Annotated in this window: 16 protein-coding genes; 15 read left to right on the plus strand and 1 reads right to left on the minus strand. The window is 64.6% G+C overall.

Annotated elements, in window-relative coordinates:
- Positions 1 to 71: 71 nt before the first annotated feature.
- Positions 72 to 1,430 carry an MFS transporter gene (locus BN2476_RS13940; RefSeq protein WP_087734765.1) on the minus strand — a complete coding sequence of 453 codons (1,359 nt, stop codon included), beginning with the start codon at positions 1,428 to 1,430 and terminating at the stop codon, positions 72 to 74.
- A gap of 729 nt (positions 1,431 to 2,159) precedes the next feature.
- On the opposite strand from BN2476_RS13940, the gene oxlT reads away from it, so the two are divergent.
- From oxlT to BN2476_RS14015, 15 genes are all read left to right on the plus strand, one after another.
- The gene (gene oxlT, locus BN2476_RS13945; protein WP_087734766.1) at positions 2,160 to 3,509 is read left to right on the plus strand and encodes an oxalate/formate MFS antiporter; all 1,350 of its coding nucleotides are present in this window, start codon (positions 2,160 to 2,162) and stop codon (positions 3,507 to 3,509) included.
- A gap of 369 nt (positions 3,510 to 3,878) precedes the next feature.
- On the plus strand, positions 3,879 to 4,898 hold the full coding sequence (locus tag BN2476_RS13950; RefSeq protein ID WP_087734767.1) for an AAA family ATPase: 1,020 nt from the start codon (positions 3,879 to 3,881) through the stop codon (positions 4,896 to 4,898).
- A complete protein-coding gene (locus tag BN2476_RS13955) occupies positions 4,895 to 5,767 on the plus strand; it encodes a DUF58 domain-containing protein (protein WP_087734768.1) in 873 nt (290 codons plus the stop codon). The genes BN2476_RS13950 and BN2476_RS13955 overlap by 4 nt, the downstream gene beginning before the upstream one ends.
- 179 nt (positions 5,768 to 5,946) lie before the next feature.
- Entirely contained in the window at positions 5,947 to 6,741 is a 795-nt protein-coding gene (locus BN2476_RS13960; protein WP_235850821.1) for a hypothetical protein, read from the plus strand.
- Positions 6,738 to 7,736 (plus strand): vWA domain-containing protein, encoded by a 999-nt coding sequence (locus tag BN2476_RS13965; RefSeq protein ID WP_087734769.1) that lies wholly within the window; start codon positions 6,738 to 6,740, stop codon positions 7,734 to 7,736. Before BN2476_RS13960 ends, BN2476_RS13965 begins: the two co-directional genes overlap by 4 nt.
- On the plus strand, positions 7,733 to 8,293 hold the full coding sequence (locus BN2476_RS13970; protein ID WP_087734770.1) for a tetratricopeptide repeat protein: 561 nt from the start codon (positions 7,733 to 7,735) through the stop codon (positions 8,291 to 8,293). The genes BN2476_RS13965 and BN2476_RS13970 overlap by 4 nt, the downstream gene beginning before the upstream one ends.
- An 89-nt stretch (positions 8,294 to 8,382) precedes the next feature.
- Positions 8,383 to 9,264, plus strand: a complete 882-nt coding sequence (locus BN2476_RS13975; RefSeq protein ID WP_235850823.1) for a vWA domain-containing protein — start codon at positions 8,383 to 8,385, stop codon at positions 9,262 to 9,264.
- Between the two features lie 360 nt (positions 9,265 to 9,624).
- Positions 9,625 to 10,782, plus strand: a complete 1,158-nt coding sequence (locus BN2476_RS13980; RefSeq protein WP_087734772.1) for an amine dehydrogenase large subunit — start codon at positions 9,625 to 9,627, stop codon at positions 10,780 to 10,782.
- 7 nt (positions 10,783 to 10,789) lie between these two features.
- Positions 10,790 to 11,356, plus strand: a complete 567-nt coding sequence (locus tag BN2476_RS13985) for a MauE/DoxX family redox-associated membrane protein (RefSeq protein WP_087734773.1) — start codon at positions 10,790 to 10,792, stop codon at positions 11,354 to 11,356.
- Positions 11,353 to 11,979 carry a methylamine dehydrogenase accessory protein MauD gene (gene mauD, locus BN2476_RS13990; RefSeq protein ID WP_087734774.1) on the plus strand — a complete coding sequence of 209 codons (627 nt, stop codon included), beginning with the start codon at positions 11,353 to 11,355 and terminating at the stop codon, positions 11,977 to 11,979. The genes BN2476_RS13985 and mauD overlap by 4 nt, the downstream gene beginning before the upstream one ends.
- Before the next feature lie 39 nt (positions 11,980 to 12,018).
- The gene (locus tag BN2476_RS13995) at positions 12,019 to 12,564 is read left to right on the plus strand and encodes a methylamine dehydrogenase light chain (protein ID WP_087734775.1); all 546 of its coding nucleotides are present in this window, start codon (positions 12,019 to 12,021) and stop codon (positions 12,562 to 12,564) included.
- The gene (locus tag BN2476_RS14000) at positions 12,561 to 13,061 is read left to right on the plus strand and encodes a c-type cytochrome (RefSeq protein WP_087734776.1); all 501 of its coding nucleotides are present in this window, start codon (positions 12,561 to 12,563) and stop codon (positions 13,059 to 13,061) included. The genes BN2476_RS13995 and BN2476_RS14000 overlap by 4 nt, the downstream gene beginning before the upstream one ends.
- On the plus strand, positions 13,058 to 13,660 hold the full coding sequence (locus tag BN2476_RS14005) for a c-type cytochrome (RefSeq protein WP_087734777.1): 603 nt from the start codon (positions 13,058 to 13,060) through the stop codon (positions 13,658 to 13,660). The genes BN2476_RS14000 and BN2476_RS14005 overlap by 4 nt, the downstream gene beginning before the upstream one ends.
- 24 nt (positions 13,661 to 13,684) lie before the next feature.
- Positions 13,685 to 15,190: an aldehyde dehydrogenase family protein gene (locus BN2476_RS14010; protein WP_087734778.1), complete on the plus strand. Its 1,506-nt coding sequence runs from the start codon at positions 13,685 to 13,687 to the stop codon at positions 15,188 to 15,190.
- Positions 15,191 to 15,243: 53 nt separating this feature from the next.
- Complete coding sequence (locus BN2476_RS14015) at positions 15,244 to 16,473, plus strand: porin (protein WP_087734779.1); 1,230 nt, start codon at positions 15,244 to 15,246, stop codon at positions 16,471 to 16,473.
- The last annotated feature ends 91 nt before the right edge of the window (positions 16,474 to 16,564 follow it).

Raw genomic sequence — 16,564 nt, forward strand, 5'->3', positions numbered from 1 at the left:
CTGCATCAGCGTAACAAGTCAATATCGGAGAGAGCGCCACGGTCGAAGACGGCGTGACGCTCGCGTCTCTATCAATGCCCCAGCGACTCCACTTTATTCGGCAGCGTATCGACGCCATGCGGCCGCGCCATCTGTTTGATCAGCAGCGCGACGCACGCGATCAGCCCCGCGACCGCGATCGTCGCGAACACGCCCGAGAAGGTGAAATGCCGGCGCGTCAGCTCGGCCACGAGGAACGACCCAGCGATTCCGCCGAAGCGTCCGACGCCGAGCATCCATGCCACGCCCGTCCCGCGCCCTTCAGTCGGATAGAACGCAGCGGCAAGCGCCGGCATCGACGACTGCGCGGTGTTCATCAACACGCCCGCGATGAACACGATCGCCACGAGCGCGCCGACATTGCCCGCAGCCTGGCCGATGAAATAGACGCTGACGGCCGTCAGCGCATAACACACGGCGATCACGCGGTTCGCGTTGAAGCGATCCATCAGCACACCGCACAAAACCGCGCCCACACCGCCCAGCGGGAAAAGCGCCGAAATCAGCGTCGCGCTCTTCGGCGTCAGGCCCGCATCCTTCAACAGAATTGGCATCCAGTTGATCGACGCATAGAAGATCACGAGGCCCATGAAATACGTGACCCACAGCATCACCGAGCCGACGATGTACGAACGCGACAGCACGACGCCCGCGCCCTTGCCACCCGTTTGCGGCGCGGTTTCCGTCATCACGAACGAACCGGCATCCAGCGCCGCCGACGAAATGCGCGCGAGCGTCGCGCGAATCCGCTCGACAGGATGACGGTTCGCCACCATCAAGCGCACCGATTCCGGCATCTTGGCGAGCAGCACGACACCGAGCAGCAAAGGTGTCACGCCGCCGAGCATCAGCACGCTGCGCCAGCCGAAATGCGGAATCATCCACGCGGCGAGAAAGCCGCCGAACGCGGCGCCAAGCGGAAAGCCGCAGAACATCAGATTGATCACCGTCGCGCGGCGGCGATCGGGGCAGAACTCGCCCATCATCGTGACGGCGTTCGGCATCGCAGCGCCAAGGCCGACGCCCGTGACGAAGCGCAGCACGGTCAATTGACCGATGCTCGACGAGAACGCCGACGCGAGACATGCAAAGCCGAACAGGAGCACCGAGCCGAGCAGCAGCGAGCGGCGTCCGAGGCGGTCGGACAACGGACCCGAACCGAGCGCGCCACAGGCGAGGCCAAACAGCGCGGCGCTCAGCACAGGCGCGAGATCGGGCTTGGAAAGATGCCACTCCGTGAGCAACGACGGCGCGATGAAGCCGATCGCCGCCGTGTCGAAACCATCCAGCAGGACGATCACGAAGCACATGAAGAAAATGAGCCATTGAAAGCCGCCGAATGGCTGCTCGTTGATGAACGTCTGAACGTTCACGACGGAAGTGCGGTTCATCGCCTGTCTCCTACACATGGCGCAGCTTGCTGTGCTGCGTCCAGTCGCCCTAAAGTGCCTGGAAATATTGCACGATACCGATCTCCGTGCTTCGCTTCGATCCTGTCAACCGGCGCAAACCGCGCCTTTTGGCGTCGACATTCACGCATCACGCGTTGTTCGTATATCGCACAATCTTTCAGATTGCGAACACTTTAGCGGTTGGACTCGGCGAGCGTCAACGAAGGGTAACTACCGATGGCCGAAGCCGCCTCACAAAACCGCTTGTCGATACGAGCGCCTTATCAAGCGTAGCAGGCGCTCCCGTCAAACATCGTTGCGCGCCCAAGTATTTTCCCGTCACTCACTTACAAACAAAAAACTTCCATTACGTTTTACTTTCATCTATAACGACAGGGCATGCGCGAACACGCCTGTCTCGTTGCATGTCCTCAGCCCGTCTGTGCTAGCCGACGGGCTTTTTTTTTGCTCACCCAGCATAAGCCAAGACGACCTACAACTTCCTTTCATCAAACGAACCGACTCGGTGAAAACCCCTTGCCGCTTTCACTTGACTTACTTGATATATCACATATCGTATGGGATCTATCAGCGCTGCATTTTTAGCGGACGGTGATCGGAAGCGTGGTCAGAGCTTTCGCAAATTATTAGGCAAGCAAGTTGGCAACCATCAAGCATGGGACGAGAGTCAGCGCGAAAGCGCAGCTCCCGTCGACCAAGGAGACAGAGATGAAGACGGAGCATCAGGAACAGGCGGCATCGTGGTACGCATCACCGTGGGTGCAACTGGTATTCGGCGTGATCTGCATGGCAATGATCGCCAACATGCAATACGGCTGGACGTTGTTCGTCAATCCCATCGACGAGAAGTACCACTGGGGCCGCGCCGCCATTCAGGTCGCGTTCACCATCTTCGTCGTGACAGAGACATGGCTCGTGCCGATCGAGGGCTATCTCGTCGACAAGTACGGCCCTAAACCGGTCGTGGTCGGCGGCGGCCTGCTGTGCGCGCTCGCGTGGGTGATCAACTCGATGGCGACGTCGCTGCCGCTGTTGTACGTGGCGGCGGCCATCGGCGGCATCGGCGCGGGAGCCGTGTATGGCACGTGCGTCGGCAATGCGCTCAAGTGGTTCCCCACCCGCCGCGGGCTCGCAGCGGGCATCACGGCGGCCGGATTCGGCGCGGGCTCGGCGGCGACCGTCGTGCCGATCGCGAACATGATCAAGCACAGCGGATACGAAGCCACCTTCCTCTGGTTCGGCCTCGGCCAGGGCATCGTCGTGTTCGCGCTCGGTCTCTTCCTGCTTGCGCCGCCCGCCAGCATGCTCGCCAATGTGAGCAATGCGGTGAAGAGCGCGCTCAAGCGCGGCGTCCACAACGCGACGCCTCGCGAAGTGGTCTCCGCACCCGTGTTCTGGGTCATGTACCTGATGTTCGTGATGATGGCGGCAGGCGGCCTGATGGCGACGGCGCAACTGGGCCCCATCGCCAAGGACTTCGGCTTGCACGATTCGCCCGTTTCGCTGATCGGCCTGACGCTGCCCGCGCTGACGTTCGCACTCGCGATCGACCGCGTGCTCAACGGCTTGACGCGCCCGTTCTTCGGCTGGGTATCCGACCGCATCGGCCGTGAGAACACGATGTTCGTCGCGTTTGCGATCGAGGCGATCGGCATTGTCGCGCTGTCGAAGTTCGGCCATAGTCCGACTGCGTTCGTCGTGCTGACGGGCATCGTGTTCTTCGCGTGGGGCGAGATCTACAGCCTCTTCCCGGCGACTTGCGGCGACACCTTCGGACCGAAGTTCGCCGCGACCAACGCAGGCCTGCTGTACACGGCAAAAGGCACGGCCGCGCTGCTCGTGCCGTTCACGAGCATCGTCACGGCGGCGACGGGAAGCTGGCATGCCGTGTTCATGCTCGCATCCGGCATGGCCGCCGTCGCGGCGCTGCTGGCGCTGTTCGTGCTCAAGCCGATGCGGCGCGCGTATGTGCTCCAACATGCGGAACCGTCGCTGGACATGCCGTACGAATCCGCTCGCATCAGCGAATCGGCGCGCATTTCGGCGGGTGGAGGCTAAACAGCGGCGAGGGTCTCCGCTGAACAACGCTGATCTGATCGGCGGCACGCGTTGCCGCCGCCGTTGTAACGGTGTCCGCTCGCGATCCATACGCGATTGCGAAGCGGACACCCATTCACGCACATGCCAAACCTGGCGCACTCTGTAGCAGGCGGCGTGACACACTGCCCCTGCCGCGAACGCTGCCGCCGCGCGCCCGCGCTGCACGTGCCATCGCAGGAAGTCACGCGGCGCGCCGCGACGTTCGCCTGGCACGAACCGTGCGCGCCACGCTTTCGCTGATGCGCACGCCCCTCTCCGACGCTTCCTTTCAGATCCGCTGGCGTACGTGTCGCCTTTCAACAACGGCCGACCGCAGAGGCGAATCCGATGGAAAGCGAAGAGCTACTCGAGGACTGGCGCAAGCTCGCGCTCGATATCGAGCATCAGGTGGAGAACGCTGTCATCGGGCAGCGCGAGACCATCCGTCTGATCAACGTCGCGCTGTTCGCGCGTGGCCACGCGCTGCTGGAAGGAGGCGTCGGCGTCGGCAAGACGACGATCCTGCGCGCATTCGCGCGAGCGATCGGCGGCGATTTCGAGCGCGTCGAAGGCACGATCGATCTGATGCCGGGCGATCTCGTGTATCACACGTATGTCGATGCCGAAGGCAAGCCGCGCATCGAGCCGGGCCCGCTGATCAAGCACGGCGAACGGCTCGCGACATTCTTCTTCAACGAGATCAACCGCGCGCGTCCGCAAGTGCAATCGCTGCTGCTGCGCGCGATGGCCGAGCGCTCCGTGTTTGCGTTCGACCGCGAATACCGCTTCCCGCACATGACCGTGTTCGCCGACCGCAACAAGGTCGAGAAAGAAGAAACGTTCGAGCTGGCGGCGGCTGCACGCGACCGCTTCATGTTCGAGCTGAACATGTCGACGCCCGACGATCAGCCCGCGCGTCGCGCGCTCGTGTTCGACCCCGCCTTTCACGACACGGAAGCGCTGCTCGCGCGCGTCGCGCCCGACGTGCTGCCGTGGCAACGGCTCAATGCAATCGCGGCGGGGATTCAGCGCACGATTCACGCGAGCGAAGCGATCGAACGTTACGCGCTCGACATCTGGCGCGCGACGGAAAACCCGACGCAATTCGACATCGCGCTCGAGGACGTGGACATGCAGCGCCTGATCCTCGCCGGCGCGAGCCCGCGCGGCATGAGCGCGCTGCTGCGCGCGGCGCGCGTCGTCGCGTGGCTCGAAGGGCGCACGTATCTGATGCCCGAGGACATTCACCGCGTGCTGCTGCCGACGCTCGGCCATCGCGTGTACTTCACGCCCGTCTACGAACTGCGCCGCCAGGAACTCGCCGATGCGCTGATCGCGCAGATCGTATCGAGGATCGCGGCGCCGTGAACACGCTGACAGAGTTCCAGTACCGCCTGCCGATGCGCGTATCGGGCGCGCGGCCCGGCGGACATCGCGGCTCCAGTGTCGGCATCGGCCAGGAGTTCGCGGCGCACACGCGGCTGTTCGACTATCCCGATCCGCGCCGGATCGATGTGCGCGCAAGCGTGCGCACGGTCCAGCGCGAGTGGCTCGTGCGCGTTCACCGGCAGCGCGTGGCCGTGGCCGTGCATGCCGTCGTCGATGTGTCGGGGTCGATGCGCTTCGGCGCCGCGCACACGAAGCTCGATGTCGCCGCAACGTTCGTCGAGGCCCTCGGACACAGCGCGTTTCGCATCGGCGATCCCGTCGGCATGATCGCCTTCGACGATACCGGGCGCGAAGATCTCTTCGTGCCCGCGCGGCACGCGCGCGGCATGGGCGCGCTGATGGGCGAACTGCTGCGCGCGTCTACGCAAACGGCGGCGCCGCCGCAAACGGGCGCGCGCGCGGGCGGCTTGCGCGATGCCGTCACGCGTCTTGCGGGGCGCGCGTGTCTCGTCTTTCTCGTCTCCGATTTTCACTGGCCGCTCGACGCGCTGTCTGGACTGCTCGACACGCTGACTCACGCGTGGGTCGTCCCCATCGTGATCTGGGACCGCGCCGAAATCGAGCCGCCGTCGCAGAACGGCTGGATGTCGCTGGCCGATATCGAATCGGGCGAGGCGCGGACGATGTGGATGCGCGACTCGGTCCGCAACCGCTGGCGCAATGCCGTCGCCGAACGGCAAGCGCAAATCGTCGCTGCGTTTGCTCGTCATGGCATCCGTCCGTTCTTCAATCGCGGCGCGTTCAATGCCGAGGCGCTCAGCCGCTACTTTCTCGAGATGACGGCATGAATCGCGCTGACGTCCCGTCGTCGATGCAGTCTTCGCGCGCATGTGCGCAACGCGCGCGCTCGCACTTCGTTGCGCTTGCAGCTGTTCTGATGATCGCAAGCATTGCTGGACGGACAACACATGCAGCGCCCGCAACGTCACAACCAACGCCACAAGCACCGCAGACTAAACCTGCCACCGTGCAACAGCCTCGCGCGTTCGGCCATGTGCTCGGCGACATCTTGACCCAGCAGATTCTCTTCGACGATCACGGAACCGACGCGGCGCTTTCCGCGATGCCATCGACAGGCCGCGTCAACGCGTGGCTCGAACGCCGCCCGCCGTCGATTAGAACCGATGCCGATGGCCGCCGCTGGCTCGTGCTCGACTATCAGGTGATGAATTCGCCGCGCGCGCCGACCGTGACTTCGACGCCGCCGCTGCAATTGCGTCTAACGTCGGGCGCGACGCTCGATATCGCGGAGAGTCCACTGTCGATCGGCCCGCTCGCGCCCTTGAGCGTCGCCGACGCGGGACGCCTCGCGACGCTTCAGCCCGACCGGCTGCTTCCCACGCAATCCACTGCGCCGCTCGAACGCGCGATGGCCGTCTGGATCGCACTGACCGTCGCGGTGCTGCTCGCGTGGCTGGGCTGGTGGATCGCGCGCAACAGGCGCGACGCGATGCGGCTTCCGTTCGCGAAGGCGTGGGCCCGCTTCGGCCAGCACGACGACGCCGCGCTCGAAGCGGACCCCGACGCATGGCGCGGCCTGCATCGGGCGCTCGACGAAGCGGCGGGACGCGTCGTGCACGCCGGCTCGATCCTTGGCCTGACGAACAACGCGCCTCATCTGCGCGAGCTTCGGCCGCAGATCGAGCAGTTCTTCCAGCGATCGTCGGACCGCTTCTTCGGCGACCTGCCCGTCGCGACGCCGTTTTCGCTGCGCGAGCTGTTCCGCGCGCTCTATCGCGCAGAAAAGCGTCATCACCGATGAGCACGCCTCCCGACTTCCTCTATCCGTGGGCGCTCGCGCTGCTGCCGCTCGCTGCGTTGCCGCTGCTGCGCCGGAGCATCGACATGCTGCCGTATTCGTACGTCGCGTGGCTGCCGCGCGACCGCGCGGGCGGCGTCGTCGCCTTCGTCTGGCGAGCGGCCGCGATGCTCGCGCTCGCGGCCGTCATCGTCGGGCTGGCGGGCCCAGGCTTCTCCGGCGAACAGAAACGGATCACGGGAGCGGGCGCCGAAATCCTGATCCTGATGGACGGAAGCGGCAGCATGTACGCGCCGATGGGCACCGGCAGCGCGAATGTCGCCGACGCGCCGACGGCGGGTGAAACGAAGAACCAGATGGCACGCGATGCGATCAGCGCATTCGTCGCGCAGCGCGTCAACGACCGCTTCGCGTTCATGCTGTTCGGCACGCATCCGATGCTGGCCGTGCCCTTCACGCGCAATCGCACGGTGATCGACGCCGCTATCAATGCGACGGCCGTCGGGCGCGGCATGCCCGACACGCTGCTCGATCGTGGCATCCAGTCAGCCGTCGAGCTGTTCGACGGCCGCGCGCGCACGAGCAGCCGCGCGATCGTGCTGGTATCGGACGGCGGCGCGCTGCTCGACAACGTTGCGCGCGAGCGCATTCGCGCGGGGCTCGCGCGCAATGGCGTCGCGCTGTATTTCATCTATCTGCGCAGCGGCGTGTACAGCCCCGATCTGCATGCGCGGCTCGCCGCATCGGACCATTCACCGGAAGCCGAGTTGCATCGTTACTTCCTGTCGATGCCGACACCTTATCGTCTGTACCAGGCGGACAGCCCTCAACAGGTTGCGCGCGCAATGACCGACATCGCGCGCAACGAGAACGCGCCCGTGTCGTTCGTCGAGCGGCTGCCGCGACAGGACGGCAGCGCATGGTGTTTCGCAACGGCGTTGCTCTGCTGCGTGTTGCTGCTGTGCATCTGGTTCGTGCAAAAGCGGAGTCTGTCGTGAAGCGCCTGCCCATTCACCTGATGTTCGGCGCGGCGACGCTGTGCTGCGCGGCCGTCGCCGGATACAACGCGGTGCGCCTGCTGCATGTGGCCGGCGCGAATCGCGAGATCGCCGCGATCTCCACGCAGCCGCCGAGCCAGTGGAGCAAGACAGCCGCGAATCAGCAAGACCCGGCCGTGCGGCTCGCGCAAGCCGTCGCACTCGCGCGCGCGGGCCAGCATGCCGAAGCGGGCAAGCTCTACTACGATCTCGGGCGGCTCGCGCAATCTAGCGAGACGGGCCGCATCGCACTCTACGATCTCGCCAACATGTATCTGCGCGAAGCCGCGGGCGACGACGCGCAAGGGCCCGTGCGCTCGCCGCCGATGCTCGAAAGCGCGAAGGCGCGCTATCGCGAAGTGCTGCGCCTCGACCCCGGCGACTGGGACGCGCGCTACAACCTCGAACGCGCGCTGCGTCTTGCGCCGGAAGCTCAAGACACCGCCGACGACGAGAAGGACATCAAGGAGCAGCACAACATCAACGTGCGCGGCGCGGCGCCGGAGGAACTGCCGTGAAGGCGCCGCGACGCACATCGCTGCCGCATCTGGGGCGCCGCTGGTGGCAGCTTCCGCTGGCGTCGCTGCTGCTCGCCGCCGCCGTGTGGATGCCGCCCGTGCAGTTCACGCGCCCCATCTTCCGATACGTCGTCACGTTCGACATCACGCAGAGCATGGATGTCGAGGACGTCTCGATGGGCGGCAAGCCGGTCAGCCGTCTCGACTTCGCGCGCGCCGCGATGAGCGATGCGTTGCAGCACTTGCCATGCGGATCGGAGATCGGCTGGAGCGTGTTCTCGAATCAGCGCTCGCTGCTGTTGCTCGCGCCCGTCGAGGTTTGCAGCAACTATGACGCGCTGCTGTCCTCGCTCGATCAGATCACGGGCAAGATGCGTTGGGTGAATAGCAGCGTGATCGCGCAAGGCGGCCTCTATTCGGCGATACGCGCGGCTGCGGAGCTGGGCCACAACACCGATATCGTCTTCGTCACCGATGGCCAGGAAGCGCCCCCTGTCGCGCCGAACGAGACGAGCGTGCGCGATATTCCTCAAGGACTCGTGCATGGATGGCTGGTCGGCGTCGGCGGCGATCAGCCGGCGCCGATACCGAAGACGAACGCCGACGGCGTGCGCACCGGCTTCTGGCGCGCGGACGAAGTGCGCCAGGTACAGCCGACGCCCGACGCGCCCGCCACGGCCGAGAGCCACGAAGAACTGTCGGAGCTTCGGGAGACGTATCTCGAAGCCGTCGCCGGGCATCTCGGCTTCGGCTACAAGCGGCTGGTCGCTGCCGATTCGCTGCGCGCGCCGCTGACCGACGCGCGGTTCGCGCATCCGACGCCCGTCGCGACCAATGTCCGCTGGTGTCCCGCGCTGCTTGCACTCGTGCTGCTCGTCTGGCGCTTTCTGCCCGCGAGGCGGATCGTGCGCAAGCCCAAGACCGCGAACGCGGCCGCGATTCCCGCTCATGGCGCGATGAGTCGACTTTGAGTTGCGGCCGTTCGCGCCGACGAAAGCGCCGACGAAAGCGCCGACGAAAGCGTCAACGAAAGCGCCGACGATCCGAACCGCGACAGCACGATCTCGCCTTCGCTCGGCGGCGATACGGCGATGTGACCGTGACGCGTGACCGTCGAGGGCATTAGGCTTGCCGCTGGTGACAAACCACTCGTGACAAACCCTTACCCCCGACGAATCCACCGAACGCAAGCCAACACACGCCCTACATCTCTTTCAGCAAGACTACCAATATCCCAAATCGGCACGCACGCATTGCCGGTTTCGGCACTGGCCTGATTTTTCGTCGATCTAAAGTCGCCTCACACATCGTGAATCATCACTGGAGGCGACATGAGAACAAGGCGACGAACCGCGTGCATCGCGGCGACGCTGTCATTCGCGGCTGCATGCATCGGCAGCGCGCACGCAATCGAAAAGCCCGAAGAGCTGACCGTGCAGAAGCTGCCGCCGTGGCATCCGCACGAAGTATTCGTCGTCGATATTTCGATGCCGTCGATGACGGATGCGCGCGTCTATCTGTACGACGCCGACGCAAAGAAGCTGCTCGGCCAGATCGACGCAGGCTTTGCGCCGGGCTTTGCGATTTCGCCCGATCACAAGACGAGCTTCGTTTCGACGACCTATTTCGCGCGCGGCTCGCACGGCGAGCGCACCGACGTCGTCGAGCTGACCGACAACGCGACGCTCGATCACGCAGGCGAAATCGTGATTCCGCCGAAGCACGGCCAGCACATTCCGACGCCGTACAACACCACGTTCAGCGCGGACGGTAAGCGCCTTTACGTGTCGAACATCACGCCCGCCGCTTCCGTGACGGTGATCGACGTGGCATCGAAGAAGGTGCTGTCGGAGATCGACATGGCGGCATGCGTGCTCGCGTATCCGTCGGGCAACGACCGCTTCACGGGGCTATGCGAAAGCGGCAAGGCGCTGACCGTCACGCTCGATGTGAACGGCAAGGAAGCGAAGCGCACGATGTCCGATGCGTTCATCGACGTCGACAAGGACCCAGCCTTTATCAACGCGTCGCCGTATCAGGGCGGCTATCTGTTCACGACTTTTCACGGCATGGTGCGCTCGGCGGATTTCCACGGCGACAAGCCCGTGTTCGGCAAGCCGTGGTCGCTGCTGACAGACGCGGAGCGCACCGAAGGCTGGCGTCCGGTCGGCATGCAGCAGACGGCCGTGCAGGCGAAGCTGCATCGCTATTACATCGCGATGCACAAGGGCGAAGAAGGCTCGCACAAGGATCCCGGCACGGAAATCTGGGTGTACGACCTGCAGACGAAGAAGCGCATCGCGCGCTGGGATCTGTCGCAGCAGAAGATCGACCCGCTCGCGTCGATCCAGGTCAGCGACGACGACAAGCCGCTCTTCTACGGCATCACGGGCACGTCGGATCTCGTCGTGATGGATGCGCGCACGGGCAAGCTGCGCAACGTCGAAAAGCAGATCGGCAATACGTCGACGCTGCTCGTCAATCCGTGAGGCCGCGATGATGATCGATCCTGTACTTGCGACGGGCGCGCAAGCCAGCACGGCGATTGTCGTGCTGCTCGGCGCCGTCGCCAAATGGCGGCGCCCCGCCGTGTTCCGTCAGGCGCTCGCCGGTTATCGACTGTTGCCCGATGCGTTGACGGCGCCCGCCGCGTTCGTCATCGCGGCCACGGAAACGGCCGGCGCCGCCGCGCTGCTGTTCCCCGATACGCGCATGTTCGGCGCCATCGCGCTCACTGCGCTGTTGCTCGTGTTCGCAGCGGGCCTCGCGTTCAACATCGCGCGCGGCCACACCGATATCGACTGCGGCTGCTCGGGCTTCGCCGCAACGCGAGCCGCAACGCAAGGGAACGCGCCGCGCGGCATCGGCTGGTTTCATGTCGCGCGCGCATTGTTGCTCGCGGCACTCGCCGCCACCGCATTCATCGAGCCCGCCGCGCGTTCGATCGTGTGGTTCGACTACCTGACGCTTTTCTTCGCCGTGCTGCTGATCGTCTGCGCACTGCTTACTTTCGATGTGCTGCTCGCCAACGTGCCGCGCCTCTCTCATTTGAGGAATTCATGATGCAAACCGCTCTCACCGTTTCCACCGCGCTGTTGTGGATCGCCGTTCTCGCGCTCGGCGCGATCTGTCTTGCTCTCGTTCGCCAGGTCGGCATTCTGTACGAACGCATCATGCCCACAGGCGCGCTGATGATCGACAAAGGGCCCGCCGTCGGCGCGATCGCACCGACGTTCGAACTCTCCGACATTCGCGGCTCGCAAGTGAAAGTGGGCGGCATCGATGCACAGGGCAAGGCCACGCTGCTCTTCTTCCTGTCGCCGACGTGCCCCGTCTGCAAGAAGCTGCTGCCTTTGCTGCCGTCGCTGCAGGCCAGCGAAGCGACGCCCGTCAACATCGTGCTCGCAAGCGACGGCGATCTCGCCGAACACACGCGCTTCGCGCGGAAGCACAACCTCGAGCGCTTCCCGTATGTGCTGTCGCAAGAACTTGGCATGGCGTATCAGATCGGCAAGCTGCCGTATGCCGTCCTGCTCGATGAAAGCGGCAAGGTGCGTTCGAAGGGTCTCGTCAACACACGCGAGCATCTGGAAAGCCTGTTCGAAGCGAAGGAGCGCGGTGTCGCGTCGCTGCAGGAGTTCGTGCACGGCGACCATCGCCACGGCCAGCACGCACAGCACGTGTGATGCGCCGAATCTTCTTTCAACCTGAGCGGAGAACAACATATGGGCGTTTTTGATTCATGGTTCGAGAAGTCGGCGCGCGGCGTCGCGCAGCGCAGTTCGCGGCGCAGTGCGATGGCGAAGCTCGGCAAGGTGCTGGTCGGCTCGGCGATGCTGCCGCTCTTGCCCGTCGATCGCACCGCGTATGCGGCCGATGCGGCGTCGTCGGCGTCGGGCGCATCGGGAGCCGCAGCATCGGGTGCGAGCGACGACCCTATGAGCTGCGACTACTGGAAGTACTGCGCAATCGACGGCTGGCTGTGCAGCTGCTGCGGCGGCACGTCGAGCAGTTGCCCGCCAGGCACGACGCCTTCGCCGATCACGTGGATCGGCACCTGCCGCAATCCGCACGACGGCTCCGACTACATCGTTTCGTACAACGACTGCTGCGGCAAGACTTCGTGCGGCAAGTGCTTCTGCAATCGCAACGAGCGCGAGAGGCCGCTCTACAAGCTGTCGCTCGACAACGACATCAACTGGTGCATGGCGAACGGCAATTCGAACTATCACTGTTCGGTTTCGGTCCTGCTGGGAGCAGCAAAGCAATGAACGCAAATCACGCTGGAAAAATCGCAGCCGCGTGCATCGCGGCGGCTGCATCGTTTGCGACGGCGGGCATCGCGCACGCGCAACAGGCCGCGCATTACCCTGCGGGCAAGAGCATGTTCGACGCGCAATGCGCCGTTTGCCATCAGGCGGGCGGCAAGGGTCAGGACGGACTCGCGCCGCCGCTCACCGAATATCCGGGCAAGTACTCGACGACGGCGCAAGGGCGCGCGCAACTGACATCGACGGTGGTGCACGGCATGTTCGGCGAGATCCAGGTACGCGACAAGAGCTACAACTTCAAGATGCCGAGCTTCGCGAGCGCAAGCGATGAGGACCTGGCTCAGGTGCTGAACTACGTCGTGTTCGATCTGAACGCACAGCACCGCGACGCAAAGCCTTTCACGGCCGCCGACATCAAGGCGGCCCGCGCGCAGACGATGGACAGCGCAGCCGTTCACGCGCAACGCGCCGTCGTCACGAAGGGACTCGGCCTATGAACGTCGTCCGCGTGCCTCGTGCCCGTCAGCGTGTGCACGTGCCGCCGCTCATGCAACAGCGCATGCAACCGTACCCGCAACGGCACACGCAAAAGCGCGCACGGGCTGCTTCGGCGGGCGCACCGTGGATCGTCGCCGCGCGCCGCGTGTCGATGCTGCTGCTTGCATGCGTCGCGACGCTCGCGCCGCCGTCGTCCGCAAACGCGCAGAGCAAAGCCGATGCCGCGCTCGCGCAACAGCATTGGGTGCTCAACTGCATGGGCTGTCACACGGCGACGGGCGGCGGCATCCCGGGCAAGGTGCCACCGCTCGCGAATTCGCTCGGCTACTTCGAACATCTGCCCGCAGGCCGCGAATACGTGATGCGCGTGCCGGGCGCATCGAACTCGGCGCTCTCCGATCAGGAACTCGCCGACGTGCTGAACTGGCTGCTCACGACGATGAACCGCGACGCGCTGCCGAACGACTTCAAGCCCTATACGGCCGATGAAATCACGGCGCACCGCCGCCCTGCTTTCTCCGATGTCGCAACCGTGCGCGCACGTTTGATCCGCGATCTGCACGAGCGCGGCATCACGGGCGTCGCGGACCGCTACTGAACCTCTTCAATCAAGGAAACGGACATGGAGACGAATCACACCTTTGCGCTGCTCGACTCGACGCAAGCGTTCCTCGCGAAGCCGAAGAAGATGCTGATCGGCGGCGAGTGGACGGATGCCTCGTCGGGCCGCACGATCGACGTCGTGAATCCCGCCGACGGCAGCGTGCTCACGCGCGTGCCCGAAGCGAACGAACACGACGTGCAGCAGGCCATCGCCGCCGCGCGCCGCGCGTTCGACGCGGGCCCGTGGCGCACGATGAAGACCACCGACCGCGAACGTCTGCTGCTCAAACTCGCCGATCTCGTCGAAGCGAACGCGCGCGAGCTCGCCGAAATCGAATCGCTCGACAACGGCAAGCCGGTGATGGTCGCGCTTGGGCTCGATGTGTCGATGGCCGCGCAGTGCTTCCGCTATATGGCGGGCTGGGCGACGAAGATCGAAGGCAACGTGATGGATGCGGGCCTGCCGTACATGCCGAATAGCGAAGTGTTCGCGTACACACGCAAGGAACCCGTCGGCGTGGTCGGCGCGATCATTCCGTGGAATTTCCCGCTGCTGATGGCCGCATGGAAGCTCGCCCCCGCGCTCGCGACGGGTTGCACCGTCGTGCTGAAGCCCGCTGAAGACACGCCGCTCACCGCGCTGCGCCTCGGCGAACTGATCGTCGAAGCGGGTTATCCGCAAGGCGTCGTCAATATCGTCACCGGCTACGGCCACACGACAGGCGCTGCGCTGTCGCGCGATCCGCGCATCGACAAGATCGCGTTCACAGGCTCGACGCAGACGGGCAAGCTGATCGGCCACGCGGCGCTCGACAACATGACGCGCATGTCGCTGGAACTGGGCGGCAAGTCGCCTGTGATCGTGCTGCCCGATGTCGATATCGACAAGGCCGCGCAAGGCGTCGCCAACGCGATCTTCTTCAACCAGGGCCAGGTGTGCACGGCAGGCTCGCGCGTCTATATCCACGGCAAGGTATTCGACAAGGTGATCGACGGCGTCGCGCAGATCGCGAAGAACCTGAAGATCGGCGCGGGCATGGACCCGTCGACGCAGATCGGCCCGCTCGTGTCCGCGAAGCAGCGCGAGCGCGTATGCGGCTATCTCGACTCGGGCTTCGCGGAAGGCGCGCGCGCCGTCGCGGGCGGCAAGGCGATCGACAAGCCGGGCTTCTTCGTCGAGCCGACCGTGATGGTCGATACGAATCACTCGATGCGCGTCGTGCGCGAAGAGATCTTCGGGCCGGTGCTGGTCGCGATGCCCTTCGACGATATCGACAGCGCCGTGCAGCTCGCCAACGACACGCCGTATGGTCTGGGCGCAAGCATCTGGTCGAACGATCTGTCCGCGATTCACAAGCTGATTCCGCGCATTGCGGCGGGCACCGTGTGGGTCAACTGCCACTCGCTGCTCGACAACGCGATGCCGTTCGGCGGCATGAAGCAATCGGGCTTCGGCCGCGAGCTGGGCCGCGCCGTCATCGATCAGTACACGGAAAGCAAGTCGGTGATGATCAATTACGCGTAAGCGCCCGCGTCACGCGATTGCAACGACAAAGGCAAGTACAAAGGGGAAGAGACATGAAGCATCCGACGACGCCGCGCACGATCGCGGCGGCGGTGGCGGCGCTCGTCGCGTCGATGGCCGCACACGGCATCGCGCACGCCGAAAGCAGCATCACGTTATACGGCGACGTCGACGCCGGCATCACGTACACGAACAACCAGCAGGTCACGCATGCGGACGGCAGTATCGGCGGCGGCCACAACTTTCAGTTCACGGGCGGCAATCTCGCGCCGTCGCGTTTCGGCCTGACGGGCAGCGAGGACATCGGCGGCGGCACGGCCGTGACGTTCAAGCTCGAAAACAGCTTCTTCACGGGCAGCGGCAACTTCGTGCAAGCGGGCGCGCTCTTCAATCAGAACGCGTGGGTCGGTCTGACCAACGAGCGTTACGGCACGCTGACCTTCGGCCGACAGTTCGACTCGTACACGAACGCGCTCGCGCCGTACGCGTCGAGCATCACGTGGGCGACCTTGTATGGCTCGCACATCGGCGACGTCGACAACCTGAACGCCGCGCTCAATCTGAACAACGCGGTGCAGTACGTGAGCCCGACCTTCGCGGGCTTCTCCGTGAGCGGCACGTACTCGCTGGGCGGCGTCGCGGACGACTTCTCGCAGAAGCGCGGCTGGGCCGTTTCCGCGAGCTACAACAACGCGCCCTTCTCGTTCGGCATCGGCTATCTCGACCTGAACAATCCGCTCGATGCGGCGCTCGGCGGCGAGCAGGGTTATATCGGCGACTTCGCGTGTTCAAATCCGACGGCGATGTACTGCGAGTTGCAGAACGCGCATGCGTTGAAGGCGTTTGGCGCGGGCGGCTCGTACACGATCGGGCCGGCGACGATCGGCCTCGTCTATACGCATACGACGCTCGACGACAGTCTGTATTTCGCGAGCGCCACGCGTCCGCAGGGCGCGGATGCACGATTCGATATCGTCGAGGTGAACGGGACTTATGCGCTGTCACCGGCACTGACGCTCGGCGCGGCGTATATCTACAACTCGATGAAAACCGATGTAAGCGGCTCGCCGAAATTCCATCAGGTGAATCTGGGCGCAACGTACAGCTTGTCGAAGCGCACGACGCTTTACGCGGTTGGGATTTTCCAGAAGGCGGCGGGAAGCGGAATCGGCACGAACCCTGTGACGGGGCAGGCCGCGAACTACGCGCAGATTCCCAATCTGCCGAATTCTTCGACCGACAAGCAGGTGTCGGTCACGGTGGGCTTAAAGCATAGCTTCTGAGTTTCTCCGCCTGCGACGGCATTTTGCATGTGTAGGCCAAGCGTGCCGATTGCATTCGCGCCTGCGCCTCGTTGCTGCGCGAGCGTTGCAT

Origin of the sequence: Paraburkholderia piptadeniae, assembly GCF_900007165.1 — a bacterium.
Lineage (GTDB): Bacteria > Pseudomonadota > Gammaproteobacteria > Burkholderiales > Burkholderiaceae > Paraburkholderia > Paraburkholderia piptadeniae.